The following is a 20,749-nucleotide window of genomic DNA, read 5'->3' as shown; positions in this document are numbered from 1 at the left end:
CTCATGAAACAGCTAAAGAAATATTCCCTCATTTCGTTAATAATAATATAAAAAATAAGATACCAACTATGGAATACAATTTCAAAGAAATCGAAAAAAAGTGGCAACAGAAATGGAAGGAAGATAAAACCTACCAAGTAACGGAAGACACTTCGAAGCAGAAATACTATGTACTAAATATGTTTCCTTACCCATCGGGAGCAGGACTACACGTAGGACACCCACTGGGATACATTGCTTCGGACATCTATGCACGCTTCAAACGACTTCAAGGATTTAATGTATTGAATCCTATGGGATATGATGCCTACGGTTTGCCGGCCGAACAATATGCCATACAAACCGGACAACATCCGGCGGTTACTACCGAAGAAAACATCAAAAGATACCGCGAACAATTAGATAAAATAGGCTTCTCGTTCGATTGGGACAGAGAGATACGAACCTGCGACCCCGTTTATTATAAATGGACACAATGGGCATTTGTAAAAATGTTTAATAGCTATTATTGCAAAGATGAACAACAGGCACGCCCTATCGACGAGCTGATAGAAGCATTTGCCCAAGTAGGAACCGAAGGCATGAACATTGCTTGCAGCGAAGATATAAGCTTTACTGCCGAAGAATGGAAGGCATTCGATGAGCAACGAAAACAAGAAGTGCTGATGAACTACCGTATGGCTTACTTAGGAAATACGATGGTAAACTGGTGCGAAGGTTTAGGAACCGTATTGGCAAACGATGAAGTAATAGACGGTTTGTCTGAACGTGGCGGATTTCCCGTTATCCAAAAAGTAATGCGCCAATGGTGTTTGCGCGTTTCTGCTTACTCGCAACGCTTGTTGGACGGACTAAATTCTGTTGATTGGACCGATTCGCTGAAAGAAACACAGCGCAACTGGATCGGTAGGAGCGAAGGTGCCGAAATGCAATTCAAAGTAAAGGATTCGGATATTGAATTTACTATATTTACTACTCGTGCCGATACTGTATTCGGGGTAACCTTTATGGTGTTAGCTCCCGAAAGCGAATTGGTATGCCAACTCACTACTGCCGAGCAAAAAGAAGAAGTAAATGCTTATCTGGAACGCACCAAGAAACGCACCGAACGCGAACGTATTGCCGACCGCAGCGTAAGCGGAGTATTCTCGGGAAGTTATGCCATCAATCCGCTTACCAACGAGGCAATTCCCGTTTGGATCAGCGATTATGTATTGGCAGGATACGGCACGGGAGCCATCATGGCTGTACCGGCTCATGACAGCCGCGACTATGCTTTTGCCAAACACTTCAATCTGGAAATCCGTCCGTTGATTGAAGGATGCGACGTATCCGAAGAAAGTTTCGATGCCAAAGAGGGGATCATGATGAACTCTCCACGCCCGGGAACTTCCGAAGACGGATTGGTATTGAATGGACTGACCGTAAAAGAAGCCATCCTGAAAACAAAAGAATACATTGCCGAAAGCGGATTGGGTAAAGTAAAAGTAAACTATCGCTTGCGCGATGCTATATTCTCGCGTCAACGTTATTGGGGAGAACCATTCCCGGTATATTACAAAAACAATATGCCGTACATGATTGACGAAGATTGCCTGCCGTTGGAACTTCCCGAAGTAGATAAATATCTGCCCACCGAAACAGGAGAACCACCATTGGGCAATGCCACCAACTGGGCGTGGGATAGTGTAAACAAGAAAGTAGTATCAAACACTCTTATAGATAATATCACCATATTCCCATTGGAATTGAATACGATGCCCGGGTTTGCCGGTTCATCAGCCTATTACCTGCGCTATATGGACCCCAAAGATAATGACTATCTGGTGGCTCCGGATGTTATCAATTATTGGCAGAACGTTGATTTATATGTAGGTGGAACCGAGCATGCCACCGGACACTTGATTTACTCTCGCTTCTGGAACAAATTCTTATTTGATATGGGTGTATGCGTTAAACAAGAACCTTTCCAAAAGCTTATTAACCAGGGGATGATTCAAGGACGCAGTAATTTCGTGTATCGCATTAAAAATACCAATACGTATGTATCGCTGAATAAGAAAGATCAATACGATGTTACTCCCTTACACGTAGATGTAAACATTGTATCGAATGATGCATTAGATTTGGAAGCCTTCAAAGCCTGGCGTCCCGACAATGCCAATGCAGAGTTCATTTTAGAAGATGATGGCAAATACATCTGCGGATGGGCGGTAGAGAAGATGAGTAAATCTATGTTCAACGTAGTAAATCCCGATGTTATTGTAGATAAATACGGAGCCGATACACTGCGTATGTACGAAATGTTCTTAGGTCCTTTGGAACAGTCAAAACCTTGGGATACGAATGGTATAGACGGTGTATATCGTTTCATCCGTAAATTCTGGTCGTTGTTCTACAACCGCAACGGAGAATATGCCGTAACCAACGAACCGGCCACCAAAGAAGAATTGAAATCGCTGCATAAACTTATCAAGAAGGTAACCGGAGATATTGAAACATTCTCATTCAACACTTCGGTTAGTGCTTTCATGATTTGTGTAAACGAATTATCTTCTTTAAAGTGCAGTAAAAAAGAAATATTAAACCAACTGATCATCATTCTTTCTCCATTCGCACCCCATATTTGCGAAGAACTTTGGCAAACATTGAACAACAATGGTACCGTATTCGACGCTGCATGGCCTGCATACAACGAAGACTATCTGAAAGAAGATGTCATTAACTACACCATTTCATTTAATGGTAAAGCACGTTTCACCATGGAGTTTGCTGCCGATGCTGCCAACGATGCCATTCAAGCCGAAGTACTGAAAGACGAACGTTCTACCAAATGGATGGAAGGAAAAGAGGCTAAGAAGATTATTATTGTCCCTAAAAAAATAGTAAATATCGTAATCTAAATTTCTAAATGAACAAACTTAACACACTTAACAAGACTAACATCCTTCGTGAAGCCAAGGATATGGTCTTTATTACGTTTGGTCTTTGCTGTTATTCAATGGCTTGGGCTGCGTTTCTGCTTCCCTATCAAATTACTACAGGAGGCGTAACGGGTATTGCGGCTATCATCTTCTATGCCACAGGAATACCTATTCAATACAGTTACTTTACTATTAATACTGTATTGCTTCTTTTCTCTTTCAAGATATTGGGAATGAAGTTTACCATTAAAACTCTCTTCGCCATTTTTATGTTGACCTTCCTTCTCGGATTATTCCAGGAATTGGTAGGAGATGCTAAAATAATAGGAGAGGGGCAAGAATTCATGGCTTGTGTACTGGGAGCTGCCTTATGTGGATTGGGGCTTGGTATCGTTTTCATCAACAACGGAAGCACCGGAGGAACCGATATCATTGCTGCTGTAGTCAACAAATACCGCGATGTAACCTTTGGAAGAATGATTCTTTATTGCGACATCGTGATTATATCTTCCTGTTACTTCATCTTCGAAGACTGGAAACGAGTTGTATTCGGTTTTGTAACTCTATTTGTAATCAGCTTTGTGCTCGATACTGTAATTAACAGTGCCCGGCAGTCTGTTCAGTTTTTCATCTTCTCTAAAGATTATGATAAAATAGCCGATCGTATATTGTCCGAAACCCATCGTGGAGTAACCGTACTCAACGGACAGGGATGGTATAGCAAAAACGATACAAAAGTATTGGTTGTAATGGCCAAGAAAAGCCAGTCGGTAGGTATCTTCCGCTTGGTGAAAGATATAGATCCGAATGCCTTTGTTTCCCAAAGCTCCGTAATTGGAGTGTATGGCGAAGGGTTCGACCGAATAAAAGTGAAATAAATTTGGTAATTAGTTACGAGTTACGAGTTACAAGTTACGAGTCACAAGAATATCTATACCACTCGTAACTTTGTAACCCGTAACTCGTAACTTTGTATAACCCGTAACTCGTAACTTTGTAACCCGTAACTCGTAACTAATATGAAACTGGTTTTCGCTACTAACAATCAGCATAAGTTAGAAGAAGTTGCTGCTATTTTAGGCGATAGCATCGAACTCTTAAGTTTAAAAGACATAAACTGCGATGTAGATATCCCCGAAACAGCCGATACGTTGGAAGGCAACGCTTTACTTAAAGCTCAATACATCTATAATAACTACGGATTAGATGCTTTTGCCGACGATACCGGTCTTGAAATAGAAGCACTGAATAATGAGCCGGGAGTTTACTCGGCTCGCTATGCAGGCGAAGATAAAAGCGCACAGGCCAATATGCTGAAAGTATTGGATAAACTACAAGGAAAAGAAAACCGTAAAGCTCAATTTCGCACAGCCATCTCGCTTATTTTAGATGGAAAGGAATATCTGTTCGAAGGTATTATTCGCGGAAAGATCATTGAAGAGAAGAGGGGAGAGGCCGGTTTCGGTTACGACCCCATCTTTATGCCCGACGGATATGATAAAACCTTTGCAGAACTGGGAAATGATATAAAGAATGATATTAGTCATCGGGCATTGGCGGTGAAGAAATTAAATAAATTCTTTAATTCTTTATAATACTTAGTATGGAAAAAAGCAAAATAGACACGTTCATTAAATTGAATGTAAAAAACTTCAATCATCAGGATATGAAAGTTATCAGAGAAGAATTAGAAAAGCTTGATGATAGTAAATGGTATCTCATAGAAGGTATTGAATTTCAGAAACCCTTTGGTGTTTTTTTAATAGCAATCTTCCTTGGATTGGAGAGATTTCTATTGGAAGACTATGCTTTGGCAGTTCTGAAAGTGATTACATTAAATGGCTTCTTTGTTTGGTGGTTTCTTGATATTTTTTCGGCTGAAGAACGTGCCAGAACTTATAATTTCAATAAGTTCATGCATTTCATATTGTATGCGTAATATGCTTAAGTTTCATTTATAAAAATAAAAAAGCCAACTATTAAAGTTGGCTTTTTATTTTTAAGCTAATGTTATTATTTAACTTCACATACAATTTTATCTATCTGATTGCATGCTTCAATAAGTTGTTTTTCATTGCCTTTGTAAGTGATACGAATCAATCCGCTCATATTGGCCATCAAAAAATAAAACTTTCTAAATATAAAGAAGCTGGTAGCCATTGCATATCCAACAGACTGAATAGAAGCTTTATTTAATGTTATAACACAAGTATCTCCTGGCAACATTCCCCAGAAAATAGTTTTCTTATCAACTTGAACAATACGAAGATTAGTTGCAATAATATAAGTACGCAACTTAATACCAAGTATCAACCAGAAAACCTTTAAAAAAGCAGTAATTAATTGTACTATAGGATTTGGTGAATCATTATACGCGTCACCTTCAATCTCCGCAAGAATCGTTTCACCTTCCATCAAGGTAAATTCTTTCAATCTAGCCATAGCAGTTGTCTTTTGTTTTTAGTTAAATAATTATTTGTCGCTGCTAATATATATACATATTATTAAAATAAAGCTTAATTTAATAATTTATTAACTTTTATTTTAAACCCTATAACCCCAACTCCTCCGATATCTCCAGCATCTTCTTAATAGGCTTTACTGCCTCTTTCGCAATCTCCGGATCTACCTCTATCTCGGGGAATTCATATTTCAAGCAATTATAAAGCTTCTCCATTGTATTTAAGCGCATAAAGTTACACTCATTGCAAGCACACGTACTATCATTGGGAGGAGCAGGAATAAACGTCTTCTGTGGCGATTTCTTTTGCATCTCATGAAGAATACCCGATTCGGTAGCTACAATAAACGTATCCTTATCACTATTGGCCGAATACTTCAGCAATGCAGCTGTAGAACCTACATAATCTGCCAAAACCAAGATAGTGCTTTTACATTCAGGGTGTGCCAATACGGCTGCATTCGGATATTTAGCTTTCAGCTCCACAATCTTTTCCACAGAGAACTGTTCATGCACATGGCAGGCACCATCCCAAAGCAACATATTCCGGTTGGTAATTGAGTTAATATAATTCCCTAAATTTCTATCGGGACCAAATATTATTTTCTCATCTTTGGGGAAGCTATCCACTATTTGCTTGGCATTGGTAGAGGTAACCACTACATCCGTTACTGCTTTCACCGCAGCTGTGGTGTTTACGTACGAAATAACCGTGTGTCCGGGGTGTTCTTTGACATATTGAGCAAACTTATCAGCCGGGCAACTATCGGCCAATGAACAGCCTGCGTTTAAGTCGGGAACCAACACTTTCTTGTTCGGAGAGAGAATCTTGGCAGTTTCTCCCATGAAGTGAACACCACATAATACAATGATGTCTGCTTCTGTTTTGGCTGCCCATTGAGCTAATGCCAGACTATCGCCTACGTAATCGGCAATATCCTGTATTTCTCCTACTTGGTAGTAGTGAGCCATAATCACTGCATTCTTCTCTTTCTTCAGATCATTAATAGCCTTCTTTAAGTCGATATTTGCATCGATGGGCTCATCGGCAAAACCACTTATTAACCACTTCTCCTTTTTCATTATTAATATATTATTCTTTAGTTCAATTTTAAAAAATATATGATGATTATAATAGCCTGTTAATACTGTTAGTTATTTCTTCTTCTTTTTCTTGCTTATGAAGTTATTAACTCTAAACAAATGCCTATTAGGATGATATTAACAAGCCTATTTAGTATGTATTTACTGATAATAAGCAATTTACATTACACTATTAACACCCTGTTGATAAACCGCAAAGTTAAAAACTTTATGTAAGAATGATGGTATTATTAGGCTGAAATATCTGTTTAAACAGCATCTGAAAATTACTGCTAACTTATTTTGATTGTTCGTATTCTTATCGCTTTATAATAAGTTACTAATATTGCAATACTATAACGGCAAAAACTTATTAGCTTTTATACACAGGTTACGAGAGGTTTTCAACAGTTTTTTTCACAGTCTGTATTTAAACTTATACTTTTGCAGAAAAGAATATGAATATGCGTAAACTGAAGATCACAGAACTGAATAGAATCAGTACCGAAGAGTTTAAAGAAGTGAAGAAATTACCATTGGTAGTGGTGTTAGATGATATTCGAAGCCTACACAACATCGGTTCTGTGTTTCGTACCTCAGATGCTTTCCGTATTGAATGTGTGTATTTGTGTGGAATAACTGCCACTCCCCCTCACCCTGAGATGCACAAAACGGCTTTGGGAGCCGAATATTCGGTAGATTGGAAGTATGTAGAAGATACTGTTGAAACTGTTGATAACTTGAAAAAGGAGGGATATATTGTCTATTCCGTCGAGCAGGCCGAAGGGAGTACTATGCTCAATGAATTGACACTTGATAAATCAAAAAAGTACGCCGTTGTATTAGGCAATGAAGTAAAAGGAGTAAAGCAAGAGGTTATTAACCATTCCGATGGTTGCATTGAAATTCCTCAATATGGCACTAAGCACTCTTTAAATGTTTCGGTAACGGCAGGCGTTGTAATCTGGGATCTCTTTAATAAGTTGAAAATGGAGAGTTGAGAGTTATTAAATTTGTCCACTCTCTACCATTAATATGATTCTTTCTACCATTTTATCTTCTCCCGTAGGGTCGTATTCTTTTTTAAGGCTGGCTCCAAATAGTCCTGCAAAAGTTTGATAGAAACCGGCTTTGAATGGACCCATAAAGGCTTTCACTAACTCGTAAGAAGATTGGTTGCATTGTCTGTCTATTAATTTGATAAGAAGTTTTCCTTGCGAGAAAGTGAGTTTCTTCATTATCGGAGTATATTGTTCTTTCAATCCTTTCTCTACATTTTTGATATGCTTATTCTTTGCCTTTTCGTTGGGTAAGGTTTGCATATATTCGTAGGTTTCTATCACTGCCTTATAGATTTCTTTGGATAATGGAAGTGTTTTCTTAACATTACGTACTAAGCGATTGTATTCTTTTTCTTGTCGGCTGTTTTTAAATACCAATGGCTTGAATATATAAACAGTGGGTAGTTGAACCCACGGAATAGTATCGCCTTCGTATATGCAATGGCGAGTAAGGAAAACCTTTTCTTGTTTAACTTCTTGTGCTTTACAGAAAGATATTCCTGTAAATACAAACACGCTAATAATTAATAAGTTAAGGCGCCAATTCATAATACAAAAATAAGAGTTTAATTTAAACTATATTTCTTTCTCTACTTTTTTCCTTGTTGTGTTAATGAATTTAAGTTACCTTCGATTCTATTTTTTAATTTAAAAACACAAACAAGTATGCATATAATGAAAGCATTCGTGCTTTTTATACTCTTTATATTTACTCTTTCTTTATCTGAACTGTTTGCTCAAAATACACTTTCCTGCCAGTGGGAAGAGGTTATTGAACAACTATCCGTAGCAAGCGAAGATCAAGATATTAATATAAATAACATTATCGAAGAACTTACCGAACGCATACAAGAACCCTTGAATATAAACACAGTAACCAAAGAACAATTAGAACAATTTTCTTTTCTTACCGATATTCAGATAGAGAATATATTAGCCTATTTGTATATTCATGGGCAGATGCAGACTATCTATGAGCTACAAATGGTGGAAGATATGGATAGGCAAACGATTCAGTATTTAACTCCCTTTGTATATGCAGAGCCGGTAAAAACGAAAGAAGCCATTCCTTCGTTAAAACAAATACTCAGGTATGGAAAGAATGAAGTACTTACCCGGTTTGATATTCCTTTTTATGAGCGCAAAGGGTATAGAAAAGAATATTTAGGACCAGCTATATACAACTCATTGCGTTATAGCTTTCGATACAAAGATCATCTATATACCGGATTTACAGCCGAGAAAGATGCCGGCGAACCTTTCGGTGCATTGCACAACACAAAAGGATATGACTTTTATTCTTTTTATTTCTTTCTTCGGAATATAGGAAAGCTTAAAGCATTGGCTGTCGGCAATTACCGTCTTAGTTTCGGACAAGGATTAGTGTTGAGTAATGATTTTATAATGGGAAAAACCTCTGCCTTATCTACCATTACTTCAAGAAATAGCCAGGTGAAGAAACATTCTTCAACCGATGAATATAATTACTTTCGTGGGTTGGCTACTACTGTTCAGTGGAATGAGTTTACTTTTTCCGGCTTTTATTCTCATCGCTCGTTAGATGGTATTACTAAAGATGAGAGCATTACTTCTATAAATAAAACCGGGCAGCATCGCACACAGAAAGAAGCAGATAGGAGAGGAGTACTTACTTTGCAAGCAACAGGTGGAAATGTTTCTTATCATAAGAATGGCTTAAAGGTGGGTGCAACAGGCATTTACTATTTCTTCGATAAACCTTATTATCCGCAGGTACGCGAATATTCTAAGTATAATCTTCGTGGTAATAACTTTCATAATCTGGGTATAGATTATAAATATCGTTGGAATAGATTTACTTTTATTGGCGAAACTGCCATTGGCAAGGGTGGGGGAATGGCTACGTTGAATACCGTTTCATACAGTCCTGTTTCTTCTTATCAGTTTATGTTTGTACAGCGTTATTATTCGCGAGATTATTGGGCATTCTTCGCTCGCTCTTTTTCCGAGGGCGGTTATGTGCAGAATGAAAGTGGTTATTATCTGGCTGTTGAAGCTTCGCCTATCCGGCATTGGAAGTTTTTTCTATCTGCTGACTATTTCCGTTTTCCGTGGCTTAAATACCTGATAGATAAACCTTCTTCGGGTTTTGATGGAATTGTACAAAGCACCTATTCTCCTTGTAAGAACCTGAATATGTTTCTTCGTTATCAGTATAAGCAAAAAGAGAAAAACTATACCAATACTGATAAAACAAAAAGTGTACAACCCATATATCATCATAAGTGGCGCTATAGATTGAATTATGTGCCTGTCGATCAATTAACTCTTCGCTTTACATTCGACTATAATGCCATTTACCCCAAGCCGGCTAAGGTGAGTGATGGTTTTCAGTTTGTGCAATCAGTGGGCTATGCTTTTAAGAAAGTACCTTTAAAGTTAGAACTTCAGGGAAGTTATTTTCATACGGACGACTATGCTTCGCGCGTTTATTCCTACGAGAAAGGAATGCTTAATTCTTTCTATTCTCCTTCCTTTTATGGTATAGGAAATCGCTTGGCAATGCACGTTCGCTGGGATATTCATAAAAACTGGATGGTCATGGCAAAGTATGGACAAACTACTTATTATGATAGAGAGGAAATAGGTTCGGGCAATGATTTGATTTATAGCAATAGAAAGCAAGATTTGCAAGTGCAGGTGAAGGTGAAGTTTTAAAGGGGGAGCCTGCACTTGCATAACCTCATCAATACCACCATTCCTCCAACTCAACAATCAAATCCATCAATTCCTTACCATACGTAGGAGAGACCGACCAATACTTAGCCATTTTAAATACTGTTGGTCCAATTCCCAGTAGCCATGTATCATGTCTTGGGTCTAATGTGTATTTTTTCGGATATCCTTCCAATCCTATATATAAACCTGAATTCGGGATAATTTTCTCTTCCTCTTCAATACATCACAAGGCATAGTTATCGTGCTCACATTGGATTTTTCAATTGAGTATTTTTGTTTTTGTAAAAAAAGAAGTACTATCCAAATAAGGTTAGTTGTTTTGTTTGCTCCCTTTCAAAGTTTATAGATGGCTTCTTTGGAAAGAAGCTGTAAGCGGCCAATGTAGCAAGTATATTGATCAAAAAATTGGCTGTACCTCTATGTCTTGAATGCTCCAAATGACAGATATTCTTCAATTCATCATTAATCGTTTCAATTACCGAGCGTTTTCTAAGCAATACCTTATCCCTAAAGGACATTAATTTATTTTTCATGTTGCTACGAATGCCTGTCACCAAATGTACCCCATCACAAAACAGTGATTCAAAAAGAGTAGCTGATATATATCCCTTGTCACCATATAATTTCCCAAACAAATCCTTACTCAAGGATTCCCAAACGCCTTGATTGCGGTCATCTATATTTGCTTTGGTCAAACAAAAATTCAATAATTCCCCTTTCTCATTGCAAATTAAATGAAGTTTGAATCCGAAATACCACCCCATTGTACTCTTGCCTACTTCTGCAAGTCCTTTGAATACTTTGTTGTTCTTTATGCGTTTGTTATGGCAGACGGAAACTTTGGTAGAGTCCACATAAGTAATACCTGTACATTCACCAAAGCAGACCAACTTAAGGAAGAGGGCAAATGGAACAAATAACCGACTTTCCAATTCGATAAATCGGTTATAAGAAAGCAAATCGGGAAAATCAGCCTTTAGATGCGAACGGACATAGAATAGATAGTAATGTTTAAAATTACGAAAGGTACCAAAGTGAAAACCGATTAAAATGGTTATCATCTCACTATCGGAAAGCCGAGAGGGGCGATTGCGCTTTCTATGCTCGGAAGTAGAAGGCAATTGGTGTTTTTGAATCTCTTGATCAAATTCTTTGCAAAAATCGTCGGCAATACAATAAATTTCTATAAATTTGTCCTGGGTAATCATATCGTGTTTATTTGTTAACTGATTGATTGTCAACCATAAAGATAATAAATAAAACGGAGATTACCCATTCTTTTTAAACTTTTCTTATCCCGAACTCAGGTTATAAGGCTAAATGATCTAAATGAGCACTTATTCCATCTTCCCACGAATCAAATCTTGCATGATCATCAGGATGATCTCCGGTTCTNCCATTCCTCCAACTCAACAATCAAATCCATCAATTCCTTACCATACGTAGGAGAGACCGACCAATACTTAGCCATTTTAAATACTGTTGGTCCAATTCCCAGTAGCCATGTATCATGTCTTGGGTCTAATGTGTATTTTTTCGGATATCCTTCCAATCCTATATATAAGGCTAAATGATCTAAATGAGCACTTATTCCATCTTCCCACGAATCAAATCTTGCATGATCATCAGGATGATCTCCGGTTCTGTTCTTTTTTTTAATACCACAGGGATTATTGCTTGCCTTGTCAACAATGCCGTTGAATTTTCCGTATCCGGTTTCTTTTATGAATTGACAATAGGCAATCACAGGGTTAATACCCAGTTGTATGGACTTATCCCAGTAGATATCAACTAAGTAGATAGCAATTTTCGCTGCTCCTTTTTGGCGTGCCCAGTATTTAACTTTTGTAGCAGAAGCAGTAGGATTTCCTACTATGGGGCGGTCGTAATAATTGGCAGAAGATGCCAGAATACAAATGAAACAAGCAACAATCAGCAAAGAAGTTGTTTTAATCAATAGAATTCCTGTGTCCTACAGAAACCTTAGGTTTCTAAAATAAAATTCTTAAGTTTGTAGATATGGCAGATGAACATATCTATAAAAGACACAGTAAGACCTTGTTGTTGTATCACATTGTTTTACCTATCAAATATCGTCGTCCGTTGATAACTGAGGCTATCGGTTCATCTTTGAAAGCGATTTGCCTAGATCTCTCAGATCGCTATGAAATAAACTTTTTAGAAATAGGGTATGAAAGTGATCATGTTCATTTTCTGGTTCAAAGTATTCCCTCTTATTCTGTTTCCGAAATAACAATGAAACTAAAAAGTCTAACCGCAAAGGAATTATTTCGTCAATACCCTTCCATAAAGAAACAATTATGGGGTGGTAATTTATGGACAAGTGGTTATTATGCCAATACTGTTGGTCTTTATAGTAGTAGGGATGTTATACAGCAATATGTATCGAATCAGGGTAAAGAAAAAGAGTACAAGAAAATTCATGATGGTCAACTATCATTGTTCGATTGAATGTGTCAACTTGATACCTCGGGGCTCTGCCCCGGGGTTATTCATTTTTTAATCGTCCATTTTTTTAGTGGACAGTAGTGTTAGAACCTGATTAATGAATTTTCATGCGTTTGCCTTGGGTATTATCGTTTAGGTCTCTGTAAAATTAATAGAACTGCTACTTTTTTTGCATGGAACAACGTGATAAATTTGAGTCATATGACTTTGTATTTTTTGACCTGTCCGACACGATGAACAATCGTGATTTAGTCCTCGCTCTTGCTAGTATGGATTATATCAAAACCATGTGCCTGTTATGGAATTTGGTCGATGGCAAGGGAAAGTCCGACTTATACGATGTTTACGAGGGGGTAATTAAGGAACTGAAATTTACCACCCTGAAAATTTTATTCCTAGCAACCTGTGTTTCTGTTAGAAACAATCGGAGAGCCACCGTTCGACCCTTTTCCCTGTGGATAAGACAAAATATTAGTTGGGAACTTTACTCTAAATGAGTTACTCTAAAATGTCCATCTTTATCAAGAATAAATGTTTTTTGTATAATTTCCATATCAACATTTTCAGATACTGTTTTTTGTATTATTTCATTTTTTTCGGTAAACGATGAGTAAATAATATTTTGTTCATTTTTTTCTGTGAAAAATAAACAAATAGCAGATAATAGCTGGCCTGTTTTTGTGTAATTATTTAGTAATATATATTCGTCTCTATATTGTTCAACTCTAAAAATAAGAGTTTCATATTCTGTTGAGAGACCTAATTTTCCTAAGAGATAAATTTTATTATTATAAACAGACGTAATTTCATTAAAATTTTTATCTAATATCGTGTATTCTGATTTTTCTGAAATATGTCTTGCAACATCATCATCATCATAGTTTCCTTTTATATTATAATAATATTGCTCTCCAAATTGATAATTTACAAAAATCTTATTATATGTAGATATTGGGATTGATTCTAATGGAGATAACGTTTTAAATTCAACAGGATAAGAATATATTTTGCTTTTTATATAAGTATCAAATTGAGCAAATATAATTATCGGATTTAATATAAATATTGTAATAATGGCAACAGTTCTCATATTTAATTATTTTTTAGGTGCTGACGAATATGTTTCATAATAACTAATTCCTATTCCTGAGTCTTTTAATTCCTGTATTGACCAATTATCAAGTCTTCCCTTTTGAGATTTATTATTCATATCATTTTTTCTTTCACATGATTGTCCAACAAGACAGCCATAACCATTGTCTGCTAATTTATTTCGTTCAATTTTTAAGTTTTCCAATACACCTTGTTCTGCTTTTGTTATATTCTTTTTCTCTAAAGTTTTTATTTTTGAATCAATTTTATTAACTTCAGTCAACGTTTTTGTATATCCTCTTTCTATATAATTTTTTCGTGTCACAAAATCCATTTGTTCTCCAAAAGGGTCATTGACAATAAATTCAGTAGGATTTCCATTTTTATCTTTTTTTACATCAACAACTCTAACAAGATGTCCTCCAACTGATATTATTACGGCATTTCCTTTATCTAATTGTTTATCTATTTTTTTAGCTGATTGAAATTCATCCTCTATTTGCTTTTTATTGTTATTTTTATCTAGTTGTATTGGATAAAAAACAGATTCTTGTTTAATCCCATTTTCCTCTGCTAATATTTTTCGTGTATTAGGACGTAATTTATTTAATTTTCCTTTTTGTATATTTTGTTGTTGTTCTTTTAAGCAATCTTCTACACTTTCATTGTTACATATCTGATATTTATTCAACTCTTTTAAGACAGTTTGTTTTTGTGTTTCTGTTTTTGCATTTTTATATGCTATTAATGCATTTCGAGCTTTAATTGTATTATTTAAATCGTCAGGGCTTTTATCTATGCCCATGAATGCAAAGACTTCAGACAAAGAAGTAACATTACAAGAACTTTCTTTATCTGCATTATTAGCTAATTGATTTTTATATTCAACATCTCTTTGCAAATCTCTATAGAATTCTGCTTTTATTGATTCGTCAGATATTTGGTTTATGACATTTCTTATTTCTTCTATTCCTTTTGGGGAAACGCCAATAGAACCCTCTAATTTTAGGTTTCTCCATTTTGCTTTACTAATCTCAACTAACAATCTATCTTTTTCTTTCAGTAGTTCTTTTTTTGTTTGAGCATTTAAACTAAAAGAACTGAAAAAGAACATAATTATAATAAGGTATTTCATTAGTCAGTCTTTTTTTCTTCGATTTTATCTTTAATATCATTATGTCTCTGTTCAAGGGTGCTTTTCAAAAAGGATATACTATGTCCTTCTGAACTCCCATTTCCAAAAGCTTCTTCTATAATATTGGTATATCCACTATAATAATTACTTTTGCTTATTCTGACATGGTCTTTAAGCCCATCTTGCTCAGAAGTTAAACTTCTTACAGAGCCTTTATTTGTTCCGCCGCTAGCATTATTCGAAAGTCCAAAAGTAGAAGCACTTAGTGGGTCATTTGCGGAAATAGTATTAAGAATATTTCCTTTGCTATTTATTCCTATTTCACTCCTTGTTTCTCGCGAAATATCTGCTGCATTAAAGGTATATGCGACTAATCCATGCTTAATAGAAGCTTCTGCAGCAAGGCGCCCTCCTAAAGAATGCCCTGTTAGTTGAATATTTTCAGGCTTTATACCTTTATCCAGTAGTTTTTGTGTTACTTCGATAGCCAACTTTGTTTGAGGAGATGTGTTTGAGAAATTTCCATGTACATCTTCTATGACATCTCTCATATCCAATGATGGTTCAGTGCCCCTAAAAGATAAAACATACTTTTCACTTCCATCTTGACTAAATAATTCACAATGAAAACCTTGCCCTTTTTTGTCTTGTAACAATCTTGTATTAGCATCTAATATTATTGAAGCAAATTTAGGGTCTGAAAAACTCAAATTTGTATATCCAGATATTGTTGTAGCATTACTATAGGCACATTCTGCTAATCCTGCCATCTCAGAAACTTTCTTTAGATTTTGTTCTTGTGCTATCAGTGTTTCAGGGGACATTTCGGATAGTTGCTCTAACCATTTTTCTCTTCCTTGCATTCGTTCAGTTAAGACATGTATTTCTTGTATGACTTTTCCTAATTGACGAGATATATCAGGTGGACAGTCCAATCCTCCTTGTATAGAAACAGAACATTGTTCATTGAGTTTTTTCATTTTTTCTATTAAATCATTCCGGATAGACATATCACGCATCATGGTTTTGTCTTTTTGAATATCTATCGAGTTGATTTTACTTTGTTTTGCTAATTCAATTTCCCTCTTTAAACGATCTCGTTCTTTAAGTAATTCTTCTTTTGTTTGAGCATGCACAACACAGATTTTAAAACATAATAGAATTAAAATTATAAATTTCAGATTCATTTTATTTATTATTTTCTTCAAATTCTTTGAGTTGTTGTTCTAATTCTCTATCTCTTTCATCCATTTCTTTCAAGGCAAGCTGAAATGTTTCTTCTTCTTGCTTCATTTTTACTAATTCATTCTTAGCCTCTTGCTCTATTTTTTCGTTTGTTTTATTGAGCGAATCAAGTTCTGCTTGCAATTGTTTTATTTCTGCCATTAAAGTACTTAAATCTTCATCAGAAAGTTCATCTAATTTTTCAAATTCATCTTGTTTTTGTTTTGATTCATTACCAATGTCTTGATTAAAAATACCATTGATTTTATCACTCGTATATCCTGTTTTTCCTTGATAAAAATCACTTGTTATATCAGATACTTCGTCAACTGTATTTCTTGCTATCTCTGTACCTTGTTTTACAGAAGAAACATAGGTGTTTGAAATATTTGTTCTGTTTCGAGTATTATAGTCTTTTGCATTTTGTTCAGCAATTTCTCTACGTCGACGGAGTTCTTCTTCATATCTTCGCCTTGCTTCTTCTGCTCTTTGTCTTGCTGCTTCACGTCTTTGCCTTGCCGCTTCGAGTCTTTTTAATTCATTTTCTTTTTTTATTCGGTCATTATTAGCTTGGTTTATTCTTGCTCTTTCGGCTCGTATTTTTACCCTTTCTTCTTCAATCTGTTTTTTGCGAGCAAGACGGGCTTTATTTACACAACTTTGGTAAGTTTGATCCAACTCTTTAACCCTCCTCTGATAATCTCTATAGGCTTGCACTTCCTGTTCTGTACTTCTTGCAACAGACATATCAAAGTCGTATGCTTGTTTTGCCATGCTAACACCTGCGTTATAGACTCTTACACAACCGTTTTCATCTAACTGAAAATCTTGAGCATTTATAGTTAAATAACACAGTAAGAATATGCAAACAAAAAAGAATTTCATGATTAAAAATTTACACTTAACCCTGTTCCAACAAAATCTCTTTCTGATTTTATAGACCATTGTAGATTTGTAGTCTTTTTGTTTGAATAGTAGTCATTTATACTACTATATAGGCTTTCATTGTACTGCTTGATTGGTTTTCTATGAATATTAGAACTCCACAAGATAATACCACCCACCGCAACTCCATAGCATGTATATGCTGGAACTTTATTATCATCTATAAGGAAAATAGTTCCTAAAGAAGCTCCTCCAATTGTCAATAATGCACCGCCCCAATTTTTAGCAAATTTCTTATTTTTATAGCCATTTAATGCTTTCAAATAGCCATTTTCATTTAATGCTTTTCGACTTAACATTCCGGAAGATATTGTTACTAATCCGGATGAACTTTCACAAAATATAGCCGATGCACCATCTTCTGGCAAACGAAGCAACTCAATGAGCTGTGTTGTATTCAATATGGTATCTACTTGTCCTGTATACTGTCCTATCATTTTCATTTCTTTTATAGTTCCTGTTAATTTCCCTTTTTCTTGAGGTCTCAACTCTAATTCAATTACAGAAACTTTATTTTTTGCTTGCTGCTGTTGTAATTCTCCAAGAATCAGATTTCGAATAATGGTATTCGCAACCAAATATGATGTTTCTTTAAGTGGGCTAAACTCATTTAAGTATATGTACCGAGTCATTTGGTCGTGAGCTTCTTCTGTAACTTTCATACCCAACTCGACTAACATTATCGGGGGAACTTGTAACCTTCGACTGGTAAAAACCATTTTTATTAAGCCATCTTCATACATTTGAATATTTCGAACAAAGCAAATGCTATCTCCACTAGAAAATGATAGGAGCTCTTGAATGCCAGGACTTCGTTTATCTATTTGAAATTTATAGGGAACAATCTCACTTTCATTGTATTTCTTTGATATTTCAAAAATCCAGTTTGGAGAAGAATAAGCTTTCGTTTTAGATTCTGAGACCCATATCCCCTGCAATAAATCAATAAAATCTTTTTTCTTTTTTAATTGATTGTAATACTTCTCTAATTGGATTAATTCTTGACGTATTTTTATGATGTCTACACTATTCGGATTATTCTGGATAGTTGTTTTGTGCCTGCTTATTATATCTGAAATCTTATCTATATCTTCCAATTCTTTATATATTTCTCCTAATGCCTGATAAGCATTGAAAAATGGAGAAATATCTACTATTTTTTCTAATAATTTTGTAGCCTCTTCTTTTTTACCCTCCCTATAAGCAATATTAGCTTCAGCCCAATATCTATCGATTTCTTGTTGTCTATTTTGAAAAGGAATCGTAACATCTTGAGAAAAAACAATTGTAGAGTAAATTAGACTCAAAATGATTATGGCAATTTGTTTCATATTTTTATTATATTAAAAATGTTTTCTCCATGAAAGACTAAATGCTAATCCTGAATATTTAGCCCCATAGCTCTTCTTTATATCTTCGACCTCTTTGAAAATCCCATATGGCTCAATACTAAAAGTATTAATCTCATAGTCTACAGAAAAACCGAGCCAACTGGAACCCGTTCTAAAATAAAGTCCAGCACTTGCACTTCCTAAATAACCCAGTGGTAACTTACTTTTAAATCCGGCGGATTCTCCTTCATATTTTTCATTTATTTTCATATTATGTAATGAAAAACCTACCGGAAGAACATCCATCGATAAAGCGATCCTATTTTTATAAAATACAATGCCTGCCCCAGCTTGTAATCCCAATCCAAAATAATGTCCACTTTTTGATTCTACATCTGAGTACTGACTATAAATATTGTCAGAAGTATAATGATAATACCTTAAACTTGGTTGACCAATAAATCTTAAACGAATATTGCATACATCATTCTCAATATCTTTTATCGCTCTTGTATATTCTCCGAATACGCTGAATCCAATTGATGGATTATCAATAATAACATGGTCTTCAATAGGAGAAAAATCGCCTGTTCTCGCACCGAACATTATACCAAACGTTGATAGAATATCCCCCATATATATTCCTCCTTTTTCAAATAAACTCGAATAATTTTCTTCTTTGTTAAGAATATATTTATCTCTATCAAAAGATATGTCGGAAAATATATATCTACCTTCAAATTGTTTTTTATCAGGGGATAAGATAAAGTGATGAACTTTTAAATTACGGAGAGATGAATGTTTCTCATTGAGGCGTTGTAATATAAAATTGCCTAATTTAACATTCGGATTGATTAAATGATACTCTTCAACTATAGAATTAAGATAATTCACTATATCGTTACCGGAAGATTGGTCGACTTCTATAAATGAGAATTCGATAGAATCATTCTTTATAAATACTTTGGTGATTTTTTCATAGAAATTTTTATCATAATAGAAGCTATTCTTATCAATTATTAAATTGTATTTGTTTACAGCCGCATCCGATGTTAATTTGAAAACCCAATAAGGTTTTTCTGAATTCATTTCAGTCAAATCAGACTTCCAAATTCCTTTAATCTCATCCAAATTGTTAATTTTCATTGTATTTTGAGTCATCCCTAAAATACAATGAAAGCATGTAATAAAAAAGAAAAATGCTTTCTTCATAATTTTAATTTATTAATAATGTGAATCAATAGTTGAATTCTGATTCTGTTGTTTTAAAAAATTAGATAAATGCGATGATTATTTTCCCCATTGTATGTATTAACAATCCAGATGTTGATCTGACTTTCATCGTTCTTTGAATATTTGTTTTCTCATTAATCCAGTTGAAATAGCTTCACTCATCAGGTTCAATTGATAATTGAAGGTCTGATAAGAAGGTAATTTAGGAAACCATGAAAGCAAATATTCCTTAGTGAATGTATGTATCTCTTTAATAGTGAAATATCGCTGATAGGTTCTGCAAAACAGATAGGCAGTAAGCAACTCTTGGTCCGTAAAGGTCGGATTTGCATTATTACTGAATCTCTGGCAATAGAACTTCAGTGAAGACTCATAAACATCGCAGATATACATATATATTTATAAGTTTTAATTCTTTCTCCTTGGGAATCATAATTAGAAAAATGAGCAATTTTATTCTTCTAATATGCTGATTTTCAAGGAAATATGACTTTTTTAATAAGATAATTAACTGAATAACAATATTTTAACTAACTGAATCAGAAAGTGATTTCAACTACTGATTCGCATTAATTAAATGATTGCAAGCATATTTAAAAAACATCTACCCCCCATTTCCTTTATTTCTATTTAAAATATTAGAATAATTAGAAAAGAAATCACAACCTAACAGACAAGATATTCTTAAAAGTTGAGCAGAGTCGATACTTGCTTTCTGGAAGATTTTATAAACGTTTGTCCGGTCGCAATGCATTTTTGAAGCTAACCATGAAACACTTCGTCCTTCTTCTTTCATTTTAATTTTAATCAATTCTCCTATATGTATTTCTTTATCCATTTTTCTGGTTGGATAATGTGTTTTTCACTTTACAAACATACCTTTTTAGTTATTTATTATAGAATTTAATTGTTTCCGTTTTATCTACACTTTGTCGCTAAAATATCCACAAATTAACCCAACTTCATCAATACCCCCATTCCTCCAACTCAACAATCAAATCCATCAATTCCTTACCATACGTAGGAGAGACCGACCAATACTTAGCCATTTTAAATACTGTTGGTCCAATTCC

At 35.0% G+C, this 20,749-nt stretch carries 21 protein-coding genes; 7 read left to right on the top strand and 14 right to left on the bottom strand.

The window, feature by feature from the left end; genetic code table 11:
- Positions 1–68 precede the first annotated feature (68 nt).
- The 4 genes from leuS to D0T60_RS09300 all read left to right on the top strand — a co-directional run bounded on the left by leuS (position 69) and on the right by D0T60_RS09300 (position 4,863).
- Positions 69–2,903: a leucine--tRNA ligase gene (leuS, locus tag D0T60_RS09315; protein ID WP_163217966.1), complete on the top strand. Its 2,835-nt coding sequence runs from the start codon at positions 69–71 to the stop codon at positions 2,901–2,903.
- Positions 2,904–2,911: 8 nt separating this feature from the next.
- On the top strand, positions 2,912–3,802 hold the full coding sequence (locus D0T60_RS09310) for a YitT family protein (protein ID WP_163217907.1): 891 nt from the start codon (positions 2,912–2,914) through the stop codon (positions 3,800–3,802).
- Between the two features lie 141 nt (positions 3,803–3,943).
- Positions 3,944–4,519 (top strand): non-canonical purine NTP diphosphatase, encoded by a 576-nt coding sequence (locus D0T60_RS09305; protein ID WP_163217906.1) that lies wholly within the window; start codon positions 3,944–3,946, stop codon positions 4,517–4,519.
- An 8-nt stretch (positions 4,520–4,527) separates the two neighbouring features.
- The gene (locus tag D0T60_RS09300) at positions 4,528–4,863 is read left to right on the top strand and encodes a TM2 domain-containing protein (protein ID WP_163217905.1); all 336 of its coding nucleotides are present in this window, start codon (positions 4,528–4,530) and stop codon (positions 4,861–4,863) included.
- A 74-nt stretch (positions 4,864–4,937) separates the two neighbouring features.
- Here D0T60_RS09300 and D0T60_RS09295 read toward each other — a convergent pair whose 3' ends face one another.
- Both D0T60_RS09295 and nadA read right to left on the bottom strand, forming a co-directional pair.
- A complete protein-coding gene (locus tag D0T60_RS09295) occupies positions 4,938–5,366 on the bottom strand; it encodes a hypothetical protein (RefSeq protein ID WP_163217904.1) in 429 nt (142 codons plus the stop codon).
- 109 nt (positions 5,367–5,475) lie between these two features.
- Positions 5,476–6,468, bottom strand: coding sequence for a quinolinate synthase NadA (gene nadA / locus D0T60_RS09290; protein WP_163217903.1), 993 nt, complete (start codon positions 6,466–6,468; stop codon positions 5,476–5,478).
- Positions 6,469–6,932: 464 nt separating this feature from the next.
- Between nadA and D0T60_RS09285 the strand changes: the two genes are divergently transcribed.
- Positions 6,933–7,469, top strand: coding sequence for an RNA methyltransferase (locus tag D0T60_RS09285; protein ID WP_163217902.1), 537 nt, complete (start codon positions 6,933–6,935; stop codon positions 7,467–7,469).
- 6 nt (positions 7,470–7,475) lie between these two features.
- Here the strand turns inward: D0T60_RS09285 and D0T60_RS09280 are convergent, their stop codons facing one another.
- Positions 7,476–8,078, bottom strand: a complete 603-nt coding sequence (locus D0T60_RS09280) for a DUF4294 domain-containing protein (RefSeq protein ID WP_163217901.1) — start codon at positions 8,076–8,078, stop codon at positions 7,476–7,478.
- A gap of 126 nt (positions 8,079–8,204) precedes the next feature.
- On the opposite strand from D0T60_RS09280, the gene D0T60_RS09275 reads away from it, so the two are divergent.
- Positions 8,205–10,226 carry a helix-hairpin-helix domain-containing protein gene (locus D0T60_RS09275; protein WP_163217900.1) on the top strand — a complete coding sequence of 674 codons (2,022 nt, stop codon included), beginning with the start codon at positions 8,205–8,207 and terminating at the stop codon, positions 10,224–10,226.
- Between the two features lie 28 nt (positions 10,227–10,254).
- Here the strand turns inward: D0T60_RS09275 and D0T60_RS09270 are convergent, their stop codons facing one another.
- The 3 genes from D0T60_RS09270 to D0T60_RS09260 form a co-directional block, all read right to left on the bottom strand.
- Positions 10,255–10,419 carry a hypothetical protein gene (locus tag D0T60_RS09270; protein WP_163217899.1) on the bottom strand — a complete coding sequence of 55 codons (165 nt, stop codon included), beginning with the start codon at positions 10,417–10,419 and terminating at the stop codon, positions 10,255–10,257.
- A gap of 124 nt (positions 10,420–10,543) precedes the next feature.
- Complete coding sequence (locus D0T60_RS09265; RefSeq protein ID WP_163217898.1) at positions 10,544–11,455, bottom strand: IS982 family transposase; 912 nt, start codon at positions 11,453–11,455, stop codon at positions 10,544–10,546.
- Between the two features lie 167 nt (positions 11,456–11,622).
- Positions 11,623–12,204 (bottom strand): glucosaminidase domain-containing protein, encoded by a 582-nt coding sequence (locus D0T60_RS09260; RefSeq protein ID WP_163217897.1) that lies wholly within the window; start codon positions 12,202–12,204, stop codon positions 11,623–11,625.
- A 62-nt stretch (positions 12,205–12,266) separates the two neighbouring features.
- Here D0T60_RS09260 and tnpA point away from each other — a divergent pair, with 62 nt between their 5' ends.
- On the top strand, positions 12,267–12,719 hold the full coding sequence (gene tnpA, locus D0T60_RS09255; protein WP_163217896.1) for an IS200/IS605 family transposase: 453 nt from the start codon (positions 12,267–12,269) through the stop codon (positions 12,717–12,719).
- Positions 12,720–13,200: 481 nt separating this feature from the next.
- Here the strand turns inward: tnpA and D0T60_RS09250 are convergent, their stop codons facing one another.
- From D0T60_RS09250 to D0T60_RS09215, 8 genes are all read right to left on the bottom strand, one after another.
- Entirely contained in the window at positions 13,201–13,806 is a 606-nt protein-coding gene (locus D0T60_RS09250) for a hypothetical protein (RefSeq protein ID WP_163217895.1), read from the bottom strand.
- Between the two features lie 6 nt (positions 13,807–13,812).
- The gene (locus D0T60_RS09245) at positions 13,813–14,943 is read right to left on the bottom strand and encodes a C39 family peptidase (protein ID WP_163217894.1); all 1,131 of its coding nucleotides are present in this window, start codon (positions 14,941–14,943) and stop codon (positions 13,813–13,815) included.
- Positions 14,943–16,151 (bottom strand): Mbeg1-like protein, encoded by a 1,209-nt coding sequence (locus D0T60_RS09240; protein ID WP_163217893.1) that lies wholly within the window; start codon positions 16,149–16,151, stop codon positions 14,943–14,945. Before D0T60_RS09240 ends, D0T60_RS09245 begins: the two co-directional genes overlap by 1 nt.
- On the bottom strand, positions 16,132–16,941 hold the full coding sequence (locus tag D0T60_RS09235; RefSeq protein ID WP_163217892.1) for a hypothetical protein: 810 nt from the start codon (positions 16,939–16,941) through the stop codon (positions 16,132–16,134). The genes D0T60_RS09240 and D0T60_RS09235 overlap by 20 nt, the downstream gene beginning before the upstream one ends.
- A 113-nt stretch (positions 16,942–17,054) precedes the next feature.
- Positions 17,055–18,443, bottom strand: a complete 1,389-nt coding sequence (locus D0T60_RS09230; protein WP_163217891.1) for a lipopolysaccharide assembly protein LapB — start codon at positions 18,441–18,443, stop codon at positions 17,055–17,057.
- A gap of 12 nt (positions 18,444–18,455) precedes the next feature.
- Complete coding sequence (locus tag D0T60_RS09225; RefSeq protein WP_163217890.1) at positions 18,456–19,655, bottom strand: hypothetical protein; 1,200 nt, start codon at positions 19,653–19,655, stop codon at positions 18,456–18,458.
- A gap of 126 nt (positions 19,656–19,781) precedes the next feature.
- Positions 19,782–20,069, bottom strand: a complete 288-nt coding sequence (locus D0T60_RS09220) for a hypothetical protein (RefSeq protein WP_239059531.1) — start codon at positions 20,067–20,069, stop codon at positions 19,782–19,784.
- Between the two features lie 211 nt (positions 20,070–20,280).
- Positions 20,281–20,514 (bottom strand): XRE family transcriptional regulator, encoded by a 234-nt coding sequence (locus D0T60_RS09215; protein ID WP_163217889.1) that lies wholly within the window; start codon positions 20,512–20,514, stop codon positions 20,281–20,283.
- Positions 20,515–20,749: the final 235 nt, after the last annotated feature.

The organism is Bacteroides sp. 224, assembly GCF_010500995.1.
GTDB lineage: Bacteria > Bacteroidota > Bacteroidia > Bacteroidales > Bacteroidaceae > Bacteroides.
This window is presented reverse-complemented; position numbering and strand designations above follow the sequence as displayed.

Coding starts and splice junctions, on each gene's coding strand:
- D0T60_RS09295 (WP_163217904.1), bottom strand. CDS start 5,366: ATGGCTAGATTGAAAGAATTTACCTTGATGGAAGGTGAAACGATTCTT.
- D0T60_RS09300 (WP_163217905.1), top strand. CDS start 4,528: ATGGAAAAAAGCAAAATAGACACGTTCATTAAATTGAATGTAAAAAAC.
- D0T60_RS09305 (WP_163217906.1), top strand. CDS start 3,944: ATGAAACTGGTTTTCGCTACTAACAATCAGCATAAGTTAGAAGAAGTT.
- D0T60_RS09275 (WP_163217900.1), top strand. CDS start 8,205: ATGAAAGCATTCGTGCTTTTTATACTCTTTATATTTACTCTTTCTTTA.
- D0T60_RS09230 (WP_163217891.1), bottom strand. CDS start 18,443: ATGAAACAAATTGCCATAATCATTTTGAGTCTAATTTACTCTACAATT.
- D0T60_RS09215 (WP_163217889.1), bottom strand. CDS start 20,514: ATGGATAAAGAAATACATATAGGAGAATTGATTAAAATTAAAATGAAA.
- leuS (WP_163217966.1), top strand. CDS start 69: ATGGAATACAATTTCAAAGAAATCGAAAAAAAGTGGCAACAGAAATGG.
- D0T60_RS09225 (WP_163217890.1), bottom strand. CDS start 19,655: ATGAAGAAAGCATTTTTCTTTTTTATTACATGCTTTCATTGTATTTTA.
- tnpA (WP_163217896.1), top strand. CDS start 12,267: ATGGCAGATGAACATATCTATAAAAGACACAGTAAGACCTTGTTGTTG.
- D0T60_RS09220 (WP_239059531.1), bottom strand. CDS start 20,069: ATGTATATCTGCGATGTTTATGAGTCTTCACTGAAGTTCTATTGCCAG.
- D0T60_RS09285 (WP_163217902.1), top strand. CDS start 6,933: ATGCGTAAACTGAAGATCACAGAACTGAATAGAATCAGTACCGAAGAG.
- D0T60_RS09310 (WP_163217907.1), top strand. CDS start 2,912: ATGAACAAACTTAACACACTTAACAAGACTAACATCCTTCGTGAAGCC.
- D0T60_RS09250 (WP_163217895.1), bottom strand. CDS start 13,806: ATGAGAACTGTTGCCATTATTACAATATTTATATTAAATCCGATAATT.
- nadA (WP_163217903.1), bottom strand. CDS start 6,468: ATGAAAAAGGAGAAGTGGTTAATAAGTGGTTTTGCCGATGAGCCCATC.
- D0T60_RS09245 (WP_163217894.1), bottom strand. CDS start 14,943: ATGAAATACCTTATTATAATTATGTTCTTTTTCAGTTCTTTTAGTTTA.
- D0T60_RS09265 (WP_163217898.1), bottom strand. CDS start 11,455: ATGATTACCCAGGACAAATTTATAGAAATTTATTGTATTGCCGACGAT.
- D0T60_RS09280 (WP_163217901.1), bottom strand. CDS start 8,078: ATGAATTGGCGCCTTAACTTATTAATTATTAGCGTGTTTGTATTTACA.
- D0T60_RS09235 (WP_163217892.1), bottom strand. CDS start 16,941: ATGGCAAAACAAGCATACGACTTTGATATGTCTGTTGCAAGAAGTACA.